Source organism: endosymbiont of Acanthamoeba sp. UWC8 (assembly GCF_000730245.1).
In the GTDB taxonomy this organism is placed as follows: domain Bacteria; phylum Pseudomonadota; class Alphaproteobacteria; order Rickettsiales; family Midichloriaceae; genus Jidaibacter.
In genome coordinates, this window is sequence record NZ_CP004403.1 from 1,129,755 (window position 1) to 1,147,286 (window position 17,532).

The 17,532-nt window shown below is 34.4% G+C and carries 18 protein-coding genes and 1 other RNA gene; 16 read left to right on the plus strand and 3 right to left on the minus strand.

From position 1 onward, the window contains the following. From I862_RS05410 to I862_RS05430, 5 genes are all read left to right on the plus strand, one after another. Complete coding sequence (locus I862_RS05410; RefSeq protein WP_038539773.1) at positions 1-555, plus strand: winged helix-turn-helix domain-containing protein; 555 nt, start codon at positions 1-3, stop codon at positions 553-555. 86 nt (positions 556-641) lie between these two features. Continuing rightward, entirely contained in the window at positions 642-1,241 is a 600-nt protein-coding gene (locus I862_RS05415) for a peroxiredoxin (protein ID WP_038539776.1), read from the plus strand. Positions 1,242-1,244: 3 nt separating this feature from the next. Then, positions 1,245-2,189 (plus strand): thioredoxin-disulfide reductase, encoded by a 945-nt coding sequence (gene trxB, locus I862_RS05420; RefSeq protein ID WP_038539779.1) that lies wholly within the window; start codon positions 1,245-1,247, stop codon positions 2,187-2,189. Between the two features lies 1 nt (position 2,190). Further along, positions 2,191-3,030 carry an oxygen-dependent coproporphyrinogen oxidase gene (gene hemF / locus I862_RS05425; RefSeq protein ID WP_038539782.1) on the plus strand — a complete coding sequence of 280 codons (840 nt, stop codon included), beginning with the start codon at positions 2,191-2,193 and terminating at the stop codon, positions 3,028-3,030. Continuing rightward, positions 3,021-3,626, plus strand: a complete 606-nt coding sequence (locus I862_RS05430; protein WP_038539785.1) for a YqgE/AlgH family protein — start codon at positions 3,021-3,023, stop codon at positions 3,624-3,626. The genes hemF and I862_RS05430 overlap by 10 nt, the downstream gene beginning before the upstream one ends. 296 nt (positions 3,627-3,922) lie before the next feature. Here I862_RS05430 and I862_RS05440 read toward each other — a convergent pair whose 3' ends face one another. Further along, complete coding sequence (locus I862_RS05440) at positions 3,923-4,987, minus strand: leucine-rich repeat domain-containing protein (RefSeq protein ID WP_038539791.1); 1,065 nt, start codon at positions 4,985-4,987, stop codon at positions 3,923-3,925. A gap of 510 nt (positions 4,988-5,497) precedes the next feature. After that, positions 5,498-7,435 (minus strand): ATP-dependent zinc metalloprotease FtsH, encoded by a 1,938-nt coding sequence (ftsH, locus tag I862_RS05445; protein ID WP_084173805.1) that lies wholly within the window; start codon positions 7,433-7,435, stop codon positions 5,498-5,500. Between the two features lie 267 nt (positions 7,436-7,702). On the opposite strand from ftsH, the gene rnpB reads away from it, so the two are divergent. From rnpB to I862_RS05455, 3 genes are all read left to right on the plus strand, one after another. Further along, positions 7,703-8,069, plus strand: an RNA gene (gene rnpB / locus I862_RS08030) — RNase P RNA component class A. 95 nt (positions 8,070-8,164) lie between these two features. Further along, on the plus strand, positions 8,165-8,407 hold the full coding sequence (locus I862_RS05450; RefSeq protein WP_038539797.1) for a hypothetical protein: 243 nt from the start codon (positions 8,165-8,167) through the stop codon (positions 8,405-8,407). Further along, positions 8,382-9,131: a hypothetical protein gene (locus I862_RS05455; RefSeq protein ID WP_038539800.1), complete on the plus strand. Its 750-nt coding sequence runs from the start codon at positions 8,382-8,384 to the stop codon at positions 9,129-9,131. Before I862_RS05450 ends, I862_RS05455 begins: the two co-directional genes overlap by 26 nt. A gap of 121 nt (positions 9,132-9,252) precedes the next feature. Here I862_RS05455 and I862_RS05460 read toward each other — a convergent pair whose 3' ends face one another. Next, entirely contained in the window at positions 9,253-10,656 is a 1,404-nt protein-coding gene (locus tag I862_RS05460) for a sigma-54-dependent transcriptional regulator (RefSeq protein WP_038539803.1), read from the minus strand. Positions 10,657-10,867: 211 nt separating this feature from the next. Between I862_RS05460 and I862_RS05465 the strand changes: the two genes are divergently transcribed. From I862_RS05465 to I862_RS05500, 8 genes are read left to right on the plus strand one after another with little or no spacing between them, the layout of a single operon-like run. Continuing rightward, a complete protein-coding gene (locus I862_RS05465; protein ID WP_038539806.1) occupies positions 10,868-11,242 on the plus strand; it encodes a hypothetical protein in 375 nt (124 codons plus the stop codon). Then, entirely contained in the window at positions 11,239-11,949 is a 711-nt protein-coding gene (gene ccmC, locus I862_RS05470) for a heme ABC transporter permease CcmC (RefSeq protein ID WP_038539808.1), read from the plus strand. The genes I862_RS05465 and ccmC overlap by 4 nt, the downstream gene beginning before the upstream one ends. Continuing rightward, positions 11,915-12,892, plus strand: a complete 978-nt coding sequence (locus tag I862_RS05475; protein WP_038539811.1) for a hypothetical protein — start codon at positions 11,915-11,917, stop codon at positions 12,890-12,892. The genes ccmC and I862_RS05475 overlap by 35 nt, the downstream gene beginning before the upstream one ends. Before the next feature lie 12 nt (positions 12,893-12,904). Beyond that, complete coding sequence (locus tag I862_RS05480) at positions 12,905-14,398, plus strand: glycosyltransferase family 2 protein (RefSeq protein WP_052646495.1); 1,494 nt, start codon at positions 12,905-12,907, stop codon at positions 14,396-14,398. Between the two features lie 38 nt (positions 14,399-14,436). Beyond that, positions 14,437-14,880 (plus strand): type II toxin-antitoxin system RatA family toxin, encoded by a 444-nt coding sequence (locus I862_RS05485; protein WP_038539814.1) that lies wholly within the window; start codon positions 14,437-14,439, stop codon positions 14,878-14,880. Then, positions 14,880-15,254, plus strand: coding sequence for a helix-turn-helix domain-containing protein (locus tag I862_RS05490; protein ID WP_038539816.1), 375 nt, complete (start codon positions 14,880-14,882; stop codon positions 15,252-15,254). The genes I862_RS05485 and I862_RS05490 overlap by 1 nt, the downstream gene beginning before the upstream one ends. Positions 15,255-15,263: 9 nt before the next feature. Next, the gene (gene gap, locus I862_RS05495; protein ID WP_038539820.1) at positions 15,264-16,277 is read left to right on the plus strand and encodes a type I glyceraldehyde-3-phosphate dehydrogenase; all 1,014 of its coding nucleotides are present in this window, start codon (positions 15,264-15,266) and stop codon (positions 16,275-16,277) included. Further along, positions 16,274-17,458 carry a phosphoglycerate kinase gene (locus I862_RS05500; protein WP_038539823.1) on the plus strand — a complete coding sequence of 395 codons (1,185 nt, stop codon included), beginning with the start codon at positions 16,274-16,276 and terminating at the stop codon, positions 17,456-17,458. Before gap ends, I862_RS05500 begins: the two co-directional genes overlap by 4 nt. Positions 17,459-17,532 lie beyond the last annotated feature (74 nt).

Consider the following 17,532-nt stretch of genomic DNA (forward strand, 5'->3'; position numbering starts at 1 on the left):
ATGCGAATTGCAATTATAGGTGGGACTACTCTTCTTAAATGGGTTTTAGAGCAAGTCACTTCTCTAAAACCCTTTAATATAGAGTTTTTTGAGGAACCAGGCAATATTTCCGGCCATCCTGATCTATGTATTTTTAATGAGGTTATACCTCAAACGGTTGAGGATAATCAAATTATTATCAGTGCAAAATTTAAAGCGGATTTAAGTAAGCCTTTTAAGCTTATATCTTTAGTTGAGCTTATTATAGATAAACTTAACCAAAAAACTTATACCATAAATAATGTTAAATTTTTTCCTAGTAAAAGAACACTTGAATTAGAAGAAAATTTAATAATTCTAACTGAGAAAGAAGCAAAATTAGTTTTATACCTGGTTAATAATTACCCAAGAGGAATACCAAAAGCCGAGTTATTAAAAGAAATTTGGGAATATTCTACGGAAACGGAAACTTCAACGGTTGAGGTGCACCTTTCACGTTTAAAACAAAAATTGATTGAAAGCAGCTTTCCTGATTTTTTAACTTATAAAGATAAATTTTTATATATTGAAATTTAATTATAAGCTGCAACGCTTGAGATTTGTAATTTTTGTTCTATACTGGCTTCTAATATATAACTAATAAATTTTAGAGGCGCTAAAAAATGGCAGTTCTAGTTCGTAAAGAAGCTCCTAATTTTACTGCTCAAGCAGTATTTCCTGATAACTCTATAAAAGAACTTAATTTAAAAGAATATCTTAAAGGCAAGTATGGTGTAATATTCTTCTATCCGCTTGATTTCACCTTTGTTTGTCCTTCGGAAATTCTTGCATTCAGCAGCAAATCGGAAGAATTTGAAAAAAGAGATGCTAAAGTAATCGGAATCAGTATTGACTCACAATTTACTCACCTTGCCTATAGAAACACTCCGACTGATAAAGGCGGGATCGGACAAGTTACATTTCCGCTGGTTTCCGATCTCACACATAAAATTGCAGCCGATTATGATGTTCTTAGTGACGCGGGCGTAGCTTTAAGAGGAACTTTCTTAATTGATAAGCAAGGCATTGTTCGCCATCAAATTATTAATGATCTTCCGTTGGGTAGAAATATTGAAGAAGCAATCAGAATGGTTGACGCTCTTCAATATTCCGAAAAACACGGTGAAGTTTGCCCGGCTAACTGGAAGCAAGGAAAAGAAGCTATGAAGCCGACTCAAGAAGGCGTTGCAGCTTATCTAAAAACCAATGCAGGAAAGATTTAATTAATGAAAACATTGCATACAAAAGTATTAATTATCGGTTCCGGCCCCGCCGGTTACACGGCTGCAATATATGCGGCACGCTCTTCGCTTGAGCCTGTACTGGTAAGCGGGTTCCAGCCGGGCGGCCAGCTTACTATTACAACCGATGTAGAAAACTATCCCGGTTTTGCCGATACCATTCAAGGTCCTTGGCTGGTTGAGCAAATGGAACTTCAGGCAAAGCATGTCGGCACCAATATAATCAATGATCATATTAATCAAATCGACCTAAGTTCAAAACCTTTCAAAGCAGTCGGAGATACAGGTAGAGTTTATACCGCTGATACGGTTATTATTTCTACCGGTGCTCAAGCCAAGTGGCTTGGGCTACCTAGTGAAAAGAAATTTCAAGGGTTTGGAGTTTCTGGGTGCGCTACATGTGACGGTTTCTTTTACAGAAATAAAGAAGTGGTTGTGGTGGGCGGTGGTAATACCGCGGTTGAAGAAGCTTTATACCTTACTAATCATGCAACAAAAGTTACGCTTATCCATAGAAGAAATGAATTAAGAGCTGAAAAAATAATGCAAAGCAGGTTATTTTCTCACCCCAAGATTTCGGTGATTTGGGATAGCATAGTTGATGAGGTTTTAGGTACCGATGAACCATTAGGTGTAACGGGGATTAGAATAAAGAATATTAAAACCAATGAACTAAGTGAATTCAATGTTGACGGAGTATTTATAGCAATCGGGCATGTACCGAATACTTCTATGTTTAAAGACCACCTGGAAATTGATAATGAAGGCTATATATTAACCGCTCCTGACAGCACAAAAACTAATATACCCGGAGTGTTTGCCGCAGGCGACGTGCAGGATAAAATTTACAGACAAGCCGTAACTGCTGCGGGAACCGGATGTATGGCAGCATTAGAAGCAAATAAACATTTAAACGAACAGGGGCTTTAATATGAGCTATAACAATTTAGAAGAAAAAAAAGAGCTTGCTTCTAAATGGTTTAAATCTTTACGGGATGAAATCTGCCTAGCTTTTGAACAAATTGAAACCGAATTCGGTAAAAGCAATAGTAAATTCAAACAAAAGCAATGGGATAGAACAGGCGGCGGCGGTGGAGTTATGTCCGTAATGAAAGGCGATATTTTTGAAAAAGTAGGGGTTAATATTTCTACTGTTTACGGGGAGTTTCCGGAAAAGTTTGCTAAAGAAATTCCCGGGGCTGAAAACAATCCCGGCTTTTGGGCTAGCGGCATTTCATTAGTCGCTCATATGAAATCTCCTTTAATACCCGCTGTTCACATGAATACCCGAATGGTTGTAACCACTAAGACTTGGTTCGGTGGCGGAGCTGATCTTACTCCAACGTTTCCTGCCGATGAACAGACACAATTCTTTCACTCAGAACTTAAAAAGGTCTGTGATAAATTCGATAGTGACTACTACCCGAAATTCAAGAAAGAATGCGATGAATATTTTCACATAAAGCATAGGAAGGAAGCGCGAGGCGTCGGCGGCATATTTTTCGATTATTTAAATACCGGTGACTGGGATAACGATTTTAACTTTACAAAAGAAGTCGGGAAAGCTTTTATAAATGCATATGTGCCGATTGTTAAACAAAATGCATTAAGAGAATGGACGGCCGCACAGAAAGAAGAGCAATTAATAAAACGCGGCAGATATGTTGAATTTAATTTAATTTATGATCGAGGCACTAAGTTCGGCCTCATGACTGATGGAAATATAGAAGCAATTTTAATGTCACTACCACCGGAAGTAAAATGGGTTTAAGTATGGAACTGGAATTTTCTGACGACGAATTAAGACCTTTTGAGTCCCTTGAAGGTAAACTTTTAGTAGCTTCAAAAAGCTTGGACGGAAGTTGCTTTGAAAGATCGCTTATTTACATATGCGCTCATGATGATAAGGGCGCACTCGGCATAATTATTAATAATAAGATCGGTAATTTTTATATTAAGGATTATGTAGGTAATGCTTATGTGAAACCTGCGCTTAAAAATAAAAAAGTTTCTATTATGTTCGGGGGGCCAATCGACCAAGATAGGTTAATAATCTTAAGCATTACAAAAGAACAGGAAAAAAACTTTGAATATTTTCCTGCTGTTACAATATACACTGAATGTAAACAATTCCTGCAAGACTATGCCTCAGGCAATAATAAAGATAAATTTTTATTAGCTAAAGGTTTTGCTGCCTGGGAACCTAATCAGCTTGAACAGGAAATTGAAGAAAATTCCTGGTTAATTGCCCCCGCAAATTTAGATATTTTATTTTCCCAAAAAGTTAAAAATAAATGGTCGAAAATGGTTGAATCACTCGGGGTAAAAAGCTTCCTGCAACTAGTTAATTATACAGGCAATGCTTAATTTAAGATAACTTTAAAAGCTAAATTTACAAAATAGTTTTATCCGATATATATAGTAAATTAAGTTGAATAACTTACATATTTATTTAAACAAGCCTTCAGATAATCTTAATAATTTATTATCAAAATTAATAGTAACGCGCCCCTCCGCCCCTTCTTTTAGAGGGGCAGCGTACATAAAAATTATTAAATAATTTTTATGTATCTTTAATTTACTATAAAGCACCCGGGTTAAATAAATATCACTGTATGATTTATAACTTAATTTACTATATGTAGGATATTCAACTTGATCCACTATATCCCTATGCCCGAACTAATAGTTGTATTAAGGGCTGCTAATCCGGTAGCTATAATAGCTTTCGGTATTTCAATAATAGCCGGAATTGAAGCCATTGAATATATGGCCTGAAATACTCCCCACTGCCATAATTCATTTGCACATATAGAACCTAATATTATACCGCATGTTATACCTAATGTAATATCTTTCAATAAAGTTGTATTCAGTAATGTACTACTTTGCTCAGTATAACCAAGTATTGTATTATTCTGGTTTTTAAATGTATCAAATAAAAACTTGTTTAAATAGACTTGAAGTTCATCAGGAAGCCCTAATAATAACGAGTTGCCCTCTTGCTTATTATTATATTGCTTACAAATACCAAGCAATGATAATAAATTTTCTTGGCTAAAGTTCTTTGCCTTATCCCTAAGTAATTTATATAGCTCTACTTCTTCCGTCTCAAAGAATTCTTCATTATTAATAACATATTTAATACTCGGCCAGAGAGGTTTTATTTCATTAAAAGTATTTTTAGTAAATTTTTCTGCTTTTAAAGCCTTGCACTTATCTTTAAGTGCTTGCCTATTTTCGATTAATAATCTTTCAATGTTATTAAGTAATTCTTCAGCTATATTATTACCGGATAGGTTAATACTAAGTATTGACCTATTATCTTGCAAAGCAATAAATATTTCCTGTGCAACTTGATCTCCTATATCATTCTCAGATAAATCAAGCGCGATTAGTGTTTTATTTTCTTCTAAAGCCTTAGCAAGTTTTTTAACACCATTGGATGTGTATGAAGTTAATTTATCCTTACTATTATAATAATAGTCTAATCTTCTCAGCCTTTCAAAGCTTTCTTCGCTAATATCATTTCCTGATAAATTGAGAGTAGTAATAGTCTTATTATTTTCTAAGGCTTCAGCAATAAGCACTAATTGATGATGATCTATATCACATTCTTTTAAATCAATTCCTATATACTTATTTAACTCTTTTATTAACCTTTCTGATCTCATAAAAGTTAATTTGGAAAATAATATTTGCCATTCAGTTTTGGTAAAAATGCTCATATCCTACTCCTATTTTTAATGGTGGTGAATATGTATAACACAGATATGTTAAGATAATATTATTTGAGCACTCATTTTTACAAAAATATCGCCCTACCATAAAAGAAACTTTATAAGCAATAAAGAGAATAAAAGTGCTTTTCAATTTACTAAAAAGATAAAAACTTAAAAATCCTATCTTTCATTCTTGTTTCAGTCTCTTTTAGTTTGATTTTCAGGCCTATACTAATTATCAATATTTTTTGCATATTAACATAGTGATATTAGGTAGTATTCAGTACTTTTACAAAGTATAAATAAACCAGACCACGTATAGAATGGTACAGATAAATTTATCCCTGTTCACCGGAACAGATGAGAATGTATCTCCTTAAATTTTTAATTTTATATAGTCCTTGTTCTTAGCTTAAAAAAGCTTAGTTATTGTGTAGTAATATTGCTATTTCTTAAAAAATAAGTAGCCTGGATTTATATAACTAAATTCCAAGCTACTAAGGTGTATTTTAATATTTATGCTTCAATCGGTTTATCATCAGCAACCTTACCTTCATGGTTAGTTGAAGGTACTGATGAGCTTTTCTGAGGTTTAGAATCTGAATCATTTTTAGAATCGGTTGAATCATTAATTTTAATGTCTTTACCTGCGATAAGGTCTTTAATTTCTTCACCGGTCAAGGTCTCATATTCTAACAGTTTTGCTGCAAGCAGGTGAAGCTGATCAAGATGCTTAGTTAAAATATGATGAGCCTGATTATAGCATTCGGTTATAATTCTTTTAATCTCAGCATCAATCTTACAAGCCAACTCATTGGAGATATGAGTCTGATGGCCTAAAGATTGACCTAAAAATACTTCATCACGGTCATCACCAACTAAAACCGGACCGATTTCATCACTTAAGCCCCATTGAGTAACCATTTTACGTGCAATTGAAGTAGCACTCTTAATATCACTGGAAGCACCGCTGGTAATTTTATCCTTACCGAATATTATCTCCTCGGCGACTCTTCCACCCATAGATACAACAATATCAGCAAGTAGCTTTTCTTTTGTCGCTGAAAATCTGTCTTCTTCGGGAAGGCGCATTACCAAACCTAAAGCTCTGCCTCGCGGAATAATAGTTGCTTTATGAATCGGATCGGAAGCTTCGCTGTAAACGGTAACGAGTGCATGCCCGCCTTCATGATAAGCAGTCAATTTCCTCTCTTCTTCTCTCATTACAATGGACTTTCTCTCAACACCCATCATAACTTTATCCCTTGCTTCTTCAAACTCATGCATGGTAACTACGTTCATATTTTTTCGTGCGGCAAGAATTGCAGCTTCGTTTACAATATTTGCCAGATCTGCACCCGCAAACCCCGGAGTGCCTCGAGCAATTGTTCTAATATTTACGTCAGGCGCTGCGGGTACTTTTTTAATATGCACTTTAATAATTTGCTCCCTACCGTTTATATCAGGAACCGGAACGGTAATTTGTCTATCAAATCTACCGGGTCTAAGCAGTGCCGGATCAAGTACATCGGGACGGTTGGTTGCCGCAATAACTATTACTCCTTCATTTTCTTTAAAACCATCCATCTCCACCAGCAATTGATTAAGAGTCTGTTCTCTTTCATCATTGCCGCCTCCGAGACCAGCTCCTCTTTGGCGCCCCATTGCATCAATCTCATCGATAAATACTATACAAGGCGCGTGTTGATGGGCTTGCTTAAACATATCTCTAACTCGGCTCGCTCCGACCCCCACAAACATTTCAACAAAATCAGACCCTGAAATACTAAAAAACGGTACCCCTGCTTCTCCGGCTATTGCTTTGGCAAGCAAAGTTTTACCCGTTCCGGGTGAACCGATTAATAAACAACCCTTAGGAATTTTTCCGCCCAACCTTTGGAACTTTGCAGGAAACTTTAAAAATTCTACTATCTCTTGTAATTCTTCTTTAGCCTCATCCACTCCTGCAACTTCAGCAAAAGTAACTTTATTTTTTGAATCCATCATAAGCTTTGCTTTTGATTTACCGAAGCCCATTGCCTTACCTGTACCGCTTTGCATATTGCGCATAAAGTAAATCCATACTCCCACCAAAAGTAGAACCGGGAACCATGATAGCAATATTCCGAATAAACTATTCATTGAAGATTCGGTCGGAACCACGTCAATTTTAATATTCCTTGCAGTTAGTTCATCAATAACTCGGGGATAATATATCGGCACCAGCGTATTAAAAACTTTACCGTCACTAAGCTTTCCTTCGATAGAGCTTCCTCTTATCGTAACTTCGGCAACATTCCCACCTTTTACATTATTTAAGAAATCAGAAAAAGGAATTTTCGTAGAAGAAAAAGCAAATTCACCTATTAATTCATACACAAAAACAGTTAATAAAATAATTGCCGCCCATGCAGCAAAGTTCTTCCCCGTATTTCCTTTCATAAATCTATTCATCCGTTAATCCAATTTAATTATCTATATATGTTCGATTTATTAATATATCAAAAAGTGTTTTTACTGACCAGCATAACAAATTTATTTAAGCATTAATAAATAAAAGTCTTTTAAATAGAATATAGGGTAACTTAGTCGGATTTCAAGTCTGCTCTTAGATTTTACCTTAAAATATTATCTCCGTGCTAATTATCTATAGTGCATATTCATAACGGCTATATAAATAAAAGGATGAAAATAAATAATTTATGAGTATAGTATTTTATGAAAGATAGCCGGATGGCTGCTGAAATTTAAAAACTTTCAGAGGAAAGTCCGGGCTTTATGGAACAATGATCCCGGGTAACGCCCGGAGAGGGTAACCTCATGGAAAGTGCCGCAGAAAATATACCGCCGGTAATTTTTATCGGTAAGGGTGAAATGGTGGGGTAAGAGCTCACCGGGCTTTTAGTAATAAAAGTTGCATGGTAAACCCGATCAAAAGCAAGACCGTATAGGTGCGATTATAAGTATGTTCCACTTTTTTGCACGGGTAGGTCGCATGAGCTGAATGGTGACATTCAGCCAAGATGAATAGCCGTCAAAAAGGATTTTATCCTTTTTACAGAACCCGGCTTACAGGCTATCTTTCAATATCAGCACTTTATTAATTCAAAGGTTAATTATCTACCTTTATAACAAGGTTAACCTTGTTTTTATTTAAAATATCACTATATTAGCTGAAATATAATGTTTAGCAGATACGAGGAACAAATGAAATCAAACTTAGTAAACATAATACCTCTAAGTAGTGAAGGAATGGAAAATCTTTCTAAACTAAATACTTCTGCTTCAAATTTTATAACAAATTATTATTTAACAGGTTTATTTCAGGATGTTTTTAGCCAGCTGGTAGGAGCGAATCCGGAACATAACTACAAAACTCAAGCCTTTATCTTAAAACTAGGTGAGAAAAAAAGTCACTACGGCTAAGCTTGCCGAGAAATTATATAATTGCCTTAATCTGAAACATGATACAGAGTATAAAAATCTGGTTAACAGCACAAGCATTAATGCAGATAATGATGAAGTACATGCGCAAACGGGTATCTTTAATTTTTTATCAAATCTCTTTAGCTTTCAAAATACAAATACACTTATAAATTCAGATCCGAAAGATAACATTATAGACGCTTTATTCCTTTTCGGTAATATTAAGGATAAATTAAAATTACTATGCAAAACTGATAAAGCTGATTTACAGGAATTAAATCCTAATTATTGCCCTTCCGTACAAACAGGTGAAATCATGCTTAAACTATATACGATATTTAGAGATATGCCGGAATATATTGAGCCGGGTACTATGAATAAATATGATTTAATTATGGAATTAATAACTAAGTTAAGCACTGTTTTATACGATTGGGCTACATCCTTGAATGTTGAAACCCCTGAAATTTGCAACGATGTGTTTAATATTGATCCTAAAATATCATTCCTTATAAAAAATGCTGCCGAAGAGGTCGCTATATTACTATTAGAAAAGAAAGCTGCCGAAATTCAAGAGTGCAATGCGGAATTATTAATATCCATTGCCGGTAATGATTCCGAAGATATGCTTGATTACCCTTTTGCTGACCATGACTGTAGCATAATATTTGAGAATACCAATATTGAAGTAGAAGGTTCAATATTTCTTCCTGAAGAACTCTAATTATTAATCCGAGCTTTTAAATTCCTTTCACGGTATAAGCGGATTTGTTATAACCTATAAAGCATTGTGTATTTTAGTCGTATTAACCTAAATATATAACTATAATGTACCTGACATAAAACTAGTTCAATTCCTCACTTTCATCTTCAACGGGAAGTGACATTTTTATATTCAGAGATTTAATTTTTCTATGAAGCGCTGTCCTATCCATCCCGATAAAATCCGCAGTTTTAGATATATTCCAGGAGAACCTGTTCAGCTGCGCATATAGGTACTCTTTCTCAAATAATTCTCGCGCTTTTTTAAGCTCTTTAGAAAGAATATCACTGTTAACGGGATTTAAATTTTTATGTTTTCCGTTTACCGCCTGCACAACTTCTTGAGGTAATATATCAGCCGTAATCTCTTTTACATTGTCAGGAGTCATGATATAGAGCCACTCTACAACATTACTTAACTGCCTTAAATTCCCCGGCCAATCATATGCGCTCATGAGAGTAAGTGCTTCTTGGGTAAGAGTTTTATAGGGAACTCCTAAGCTTTGTGAAAAGCTTTTTAAAAAATGTTCAGCAATATGTTTAATATCTTCTTTACGTTCAGTAAGAGGAGGAACCTTAAGTGGCACAACATTCAATCTGTAATATAAACTTTGATTAAATTTCCCAGATGTTATCTCTTCTTCTAAGTTTTTGCTTGAAGCAGCTATAATCCTTACATCAGGTTTAAGATCTTTGCTGCCCCCTATTTTTTGAAAAGTTTGGGTTTGCAGAAATTTGAGTAACTTACCTTGGGTAGCAACCGGCATTTCCGATATTTCATCAATATAAAGCGTACCATGATCGGCTTTTTCAAGTAAACCCGCTTTCTTCATACTTTTATTTTCCGTACCGAATAACTCAACTTCAAGCTGTTCTTCGGAAAGATTTGAAGCATGCAAAATACAAAAAGGTTTCTTAGCTCTCTTTGAACTATCATGAATAAGACGCGCTAAAACTTCCTTTCCGCTTCCCGGCTCACCCGTAATTATAATTCTGCTGTTTGACGGCGCTGCCATTAATGCCGCAGTCTTCAGCTGCTGAATTGCTTTAGAAGTTCCGATTAGCTCCCCGACAAGTTTTTCCTGGGATTTTAAAACTTTATTTTCTTGAGCTAGCCGTGAAGCTTCAATTGCTCTATTTACCATTATAATTAATTTTTCAGCCTTAAACGGCTTTTCGATAAAATCATAAGCCCCATGCCTAATAGTTTGTACTGCGGTTTCAATATTGCCATGACCGCTAATCATAATTACAGGGATAGTAGGATGATTACTTTTAATATATTTTAATATGCCGATCCCATCCATTTCACTTCCTTCAAGCCAAATATCAAGGACAACCGCCGATGGGAGCTCATTATTTTCAAAGCACTGGATAGTTTCACTTGCTGAAGATGCACAAAGCGGATGATATCCTTCATCTTTTAAAATATCAGCAACTAACTCTCTAATATCCGCTTCATCATCAACAATTAAGATATGAGCCACAAATTTCTCTTAGTCAATTATTAGCTGATATACTACAAACTTGTTATTCTAATATCAAGTTCTGAATTAAACTAAACCGAACTTAGATATTATGCTTAAACTTAAATTTATAAAAAAAGAATATTTATAAATGTGATAGACAAGTATTTATCTTTATTTTATAAGTAAGCCCTAGTTTTATTAACAAAATTTATCTTAATAAAATACTTATATGCACTTTATCACTAGGCTTTTATTACTTACCCTAATATTTATTCCTTATAATTTATATGCAAGTGATAAATTATTAATTGAAATCGAGTACAATGAATTAGAGATAAAGTTTCCTCTCGAGCATAATGATTCAGTTACAGAAATTACTAACAATATGCAAAAAAATTCTAATTTTAATATATTGATAGAAGCCAGCGCCTATAAAGATTATGCTCCCCTCCCACAATTAAGGATAATCGCATTAAAACGAGCTATGGAAATTAGAAAAAGCTTCTTAAGCAAGGGAGCTGATATTGAAAGAATATCCATAAATATCTTAGATATGGAATCAAACAAAGAAAATAAAATTAAAATTTATCAGGTCGGAAAGTGAATTTACTTTGGCTTAATCCAAGCAAATTTGAGCAGCATTTCAAGGTATTAATTTACTCATTTGCTATAATTTTTATCAGTGCTACATCCTGTGCATTATTTCTGGTTTTCAAATTTGTCCCGGATGATTATTTGCAAAAGGAACTGGTTAAAATTATGTATATACACGTTCCGGCCGCATGGCTATCGCTTATGCTTTATGCCTGTCTTTCTATATTCGGCATGTTATTTATTATTTTTCACAACCCGTTTTATGACATCATTTCTAAATCATTTGCCGGGGTCGGGAGTTTTATGACTCTTATTACCCTTCTTACCGGTTCAATATGGGGGAAACCTGCTTGGGGAACTTGGTGGGTTTGGGATGCGAGGCTCACTTCAATGCTTATATTATTTTTTATTTATATAACTTATATATTGATTAGGGATGCATTTGAAAATGAGCAGCGAGCTGCTAAAGTCAGTGCTGTGTTTGCATTAATCGGACTAATTAATATCCCGATTATAAAATTCTCAGTTTATTTATGGAACACACTACATCAAGGCGCAAGTGTCATAAGGTTCGGTAGCCCGACCATCCATGAAAGTATGCTTTATCCGTTACTTACAATTTTCCTAGGCTTTTTAGCTTTTGCCTTTCTTATGGTTAGTATAGAAATTAAATCAGAACTGTATGCTCGTAAGCTTAAAAAACTTTCCTCTAAATAAAACCGCCTTTTATTTTTGGATAATACTCCTAAGCTTAGGACAAAACTATGCTTATGCCAAGGCATGGCCTCAAGCGAAGGGTGATGTATACACAGCTCAAAAAGTTATTTTAAATGTTGCTACATTAAGTTCTACTACTGAACAAATTGACCTTTTCAATCAATTAAAAATAGATATAAAGACTAAAGAAAAAATTCTTGAAAACTATGTAGAGTATGGCTTGAAGAATAACTTTACTTTAGAAGCTAAACTTAATATCAGCGATATTAGAGATACTATAAAGCTAGAAATAGATTCTCAAAACAAAAAATATGAAAACGAATTTACTTTAAGTTACCAAAAGATGAGCACAAAATTCGGGCTAAATAAAAAGTTTTTTAATTCAGGCGATGAAGTTGCAAGTGTTTTCGCAATGGTTAACCCCGGAGAGTACATTATATCAAACATGGGGGATAGGTTTAATACAAAAAATTGGCATATAACCACAGGTATTGCTTACGGCAGAAGTTTCTATCTCAATGAAACATTTAAGAATAATTACCAAGAGGTGAGCATAGAAAGCAAATACCATCCCAGGCAAAAAAGCATAGAGACAGACTTGGTGATTAAATTCGGGTTCAAAGCAAACGACACATGGACATTTACCGCTGCATCTTATAACACATTTAACAATCTAAATTACCAACTCAAACCCTACTTAAATAACTCTGACTATCTACTGGAAAATTTAGATATATTACGGAAATATAAAAATTTTTATAACTCACGAATAAAAAAGTTTCTAACTTATACGGAATCCAAGAATATTAACAAAATACAACTTGGGGTTGCTTGTTTAATTTCTAAAAAGAAAGAAATTCAATTTGATTTGTTTATTGATCCTTTTAATGGAAAAAACAATAACAACTCAAGCTTAGTAGTTTCTTTTAATCAAAAATTTTAGAAAGTTTAATTAATGCAAAATACCTCATCTGATTATCAATATGATAATATTGATAGTGATCAACCTACGTTAAAAGATGCGGCCATTGCTACATTTGATTATAACTTCGCCGACAGCAATTTTTTAGAAGAGTTGATAAACAAAGAGGAGGGCGCTGAAATCTTCCTTTCTTTTAAGCAAAAAATCTTTTTCTCAATAACTCTTGCAACACTTATAGCTTTTTGCATTTTCAACTTAAGTATGGTTACTTATTATTTTTTATTAGCAATCAATTTACTGTATTTTCTTATTCTTATTTTACGTGTTTATATTATTTTAATCGGCAAAAAAAATCTCCCTATTAGTTTGGGAGTGCTTGACTTAAATGAGCAGGAATTACCGGGATACACTATTTTGGTTCCGCTTTTTAAAGAATCGGAAGTAATAAGCCAATTAGTACACAATTTAGAAAACTTAGATTACCCGAAAGATAAATTACAAATATTACTTATACTCGAAGAAACCGATATACAAACTCAAACGGCTTTAAAACAAATTAAGCTTAAAAATTATTTTACCCCCCTAATTGTTCCTTATTCTTATCCTCAAACCAAACCGAAAGCTTGTAATTATGCTCTTAAATATACAACCGGAGAATATTTAGTAATCTTTGATGCGGAAGATAAACCGGAAACTTTACAATTGAAAAAAGCTGTAGCTAATTTTAAAAACAATGACTCTAATCTAGTATGCTGCCAAGGGGTTTTAAGCTATTATAATTTAAAGGAAAATTGGCTAACTCAAATGTTTAGCTTAGAGTATGCCGTTTTATTTCAAAGAATATTACCTGCTTTTGATCACTTAAACCTACCTATCCCCCTGGGCGGCACCAGCAATCATTTTAAAACCAAAATTTTAAACCAATTAGGCGGTTGGGATTCTTATAATGTTACAGAAGATGCCGACCTCGGAATAAAATGTGCAAGAGCAGGTTTTAAGGTAAAGATGATCCCTACCCTCACGGAGGAAGAGGCAACAATAACTCTTAAAGCTTGGCTAAAACAGCGTTCAAGATGGATAAAAGGTTTTATTCAAACTTATTTTGTCCATATGAGAAACCCATCTCAGCTCTTTCGAACTTTAGGTTTAAAAGGCTTTATAACATTTAACCTGATGTTCGGGGTTTGTAACTTTTTATATATATTAGTGCCTCTTGCGTTTATTGTTATGTACTTAGTTAGTTTGAATATAATTCCGCTCAATTCCTCTGAAATTATTTTTCTTAAGTATTTAAATATATTATCTTTAGTTACGGGTATATTAAGCATAATGTGGAGCGCTTTTGAAATAAAGCAATCTAATGCTCAATTTAAAAATATAAGCTGTTGGTGGTCTTATCCGTTATATATTTTATTACTACCGATTGCGAGCTTGCTGGCTGTATATCAGATTTTCACCAAATTGCATTTTTGGGAAAAAACAAAGCATGGAGTGAGTCTTATAAAAAACCAAAAGTTGAATTTTTAAAAAGTTCTATTATACCTAGCTTATAAAAATCAATTTTTATGTCTACTCATAGCCAAGAATACCTATCAGATCATTCCGTTAAGCAAATTTATTCTTTAATTACCGATATTGAAAGTTACCCTGAGTTCTTACCTTGGTGCGGTGAGGCCAAAGTTATTGATAAGTTTGATAACACAATTATAGCAGATCTATCAATTAGCTTCAAATACTTGACCGAACGCTATAGAAGCGAGGTAAAACTTGCTCCTCCTAAAAAGAGCAAAGCAAAGATTGAAGTAAGCACAATATCAGGGCCGTTTAAATATCTTAACACTACTTGGGAATTAAGCAGTAAGGGTAAAGGAACTTTAATTAAATTTAATATAGATTTTTGCTTTAAATCCACTGTACTTCAAAAAATTATTGGTATATTTTTTAATAAGGCATGTGAAAAAATGTTAGCTGCTTTTGTATCAAGAGCTAATGAACTTTACGGGAAATGATGTTTGAGAAAAATGAATTAGCAAAATTTTGTGAAGAACTGCGCCTCAAGCGCATAGAAATGAACATTTCCTATCAAGAAATAGCCAACAAGTTAAAAATTAAGATTTCTTATATTAAGGCAATCGAACAAGGAGAGATAAATAAATTTCCTTCCCATGCATATTTCATAGGATATTTTAAATCTTATTCACAATTATTAAAAATCAATAATCTTTTAGAGTTAAAAGAGTACCTTCAGCCGGTAAATGAAAACCTAAAATTGAAACCTCAGGAAGTAATTTCCACTGAATATTTAGCTCCCTCTTACTCAACATTATTTATTAGCATTATTTTAAGTATATTTATTTTTTTCATTTCATATTTTATTTTTTAAGGGGTTAGAATGACACAAACAAGAATTGCAATTAATGGTTTTGGAAGGATAGGAAGGTGCATATTAAGAGCATTGATTGCAGGCGAAAGAAAAGATATCGAGATAGCTGCAATCAATGCCGGGATGGGTGATATAGATTTACATTTGCATTTACTTAAATACGATTCAACTCATGGCACACTTAGAAATGTTGAAAAAATTAGTGATACTATTATTAAAATCGGGCACAGAGAAATTCCTATTTTATTAGAAACGGATCCAGAAAAAATTGCTTGGGATAAATATAATGTTGATATAGTTATGGAATGCTCAGGAGTATTCACTAAGCGGGAAGCCGCAGCCAAGCATATTGCTTCGGGAGCTAAAAAAGTTATAGTATCCGCTCCTTGCGATAATGCTGATAAAACAATAGTATACGGGGTTAATGAACATATTTTAACAAGCCACGACAAGGTGATTTCCATCGGCTCATGCACAACAAACTGCCTAGCTCCCGTAGCTAAGGTACTTAATGACTTTATCGGTATTGAAAGCGGGTTCATGACCACTATTCATTCTTATACCAATGACCAAAACGTTTTAGATAGTATTCATAAAGATAAACGAAGAGCCAGAGCTTGTGCACTTTCCATGATCCCGACTTCAACCGGTGCTGCTAAAGCTTTAGGTTTAGTTCTTCCTGAACTAAACGGTAAACTTGACGGAACTGCAATTAGGGTGCCGACTCCTAATGTCTCAATGGTTGATCTTAAGTTCGTTTCCCGCAATAATACATCCGCAAATGAAATAAATGAGACTATTAAGGAAGCTTGTAAGGGGCATATCGGATTAGTTCTGGATTATACCGCCGAAGAATTGGTTTCAGTGGATTTTAACCATAATACCAAGAGTTCGATATTTGATCTGACGCAAACAAAAGTAGTTAATAACAATTTTTGTCGGGTTGCTTCCTGGTATGATAATGAATGGGGCTTCTCAAACCGTATGCTGGATGTTGCAGCTTTATTTGGATCCATTAAATGAAAAATATTTGTGATAATCTTGATCTCTCAGGTAAAAAAGTTTTTTTAAGAGCCGATCTGAATGTTCCCATCGTTGGCAACAAAGTTATAGATGATACCAGAATTATTCGCCTGGTTCCAACGATAAATTTTTTACGTTCTAAGGGTGCAATTATTGTACTTGCTTCACACTTTGCAAGGCCTGAAGGGAAGTTTGTTCCCGAAATGTCATTAAAGAATATTGTACCTACTTTGGAAAAACATCTAAGTTGTAAAATAAAATTTATTGATGACTGCATAGGCAATAAAGTAGAAAATGAGATTAACCGTTCGGCGGCAGAAGATATTCTACTTCTGGAAAACCTAAGGTTTTACCCTGAAGAAGAAAATAATGATGTTAAGTTTGCCGAAAAACTGGCTTCGCTTGCCGACCTGTATGTAAATGACGCTTTTTCCTGCTCACACCGTGCTCATGCGTCAATAACCGGTATTACTCGGTTCATTCCTTCATATGCCGGAATGTTGATGGAAGAAGAGATTAGTAACTTAAACCTGGTATTAAATTCTAAAGCCGCACCAAGGGTTGCTATAGTAGGCGGCAAAAAAGTATCCACTAAGTTTAAAATCCTTAGCTTCCTAGCTGATAAAGTAGATTACCTAATTATTGCCGGAGCTATGGCCAACACATTTATTAAAGCCCAAGGTGGTGAAGTTGGAAAGTCATACTTCGAAGCAGATTATATTAAAGAAGCTAAAGAGTTTTTGCATAAAACTTATCAAGCAAAAATTTTTATACCTAATGATTATGTGGTTAAAGACGCAGTATCGTCCGAGATAGAGGTGTTAGATACTGATCAGCTAAAACCTTCGTCGCAGATATTTGACATCGGCACCACTTCAGTCATAGATATATGTAATATTCTCGCCTCTTCTAAAGTTGTATTGTGGAATGGCCCACTCGGATTATTTGAGGATGAGAAGTTTTCAACTTCAACCTTCTTTATTGCAAGGTTTATAGCAAAGCTTACTAAAGCTGATAAACTTAAAAGTGTTGTCGGCGGAGGTGACGTGGTTGCAGCAGTTGAGAAATCCGGCACTGCAAGCTCAATGAGTTATATTTCAACGGCAGGCGGCGCATTTTTAGAATATTTGGAAAGCGGAAGCTTGCCCGGAATTGATGCTCTTAAAACATCTTCCCAATAATACTCTAAGTCACCGAATTATACACCTAATCCTTTTTCTTATATTATCTTAACCGATTAATAACTTATTAACTA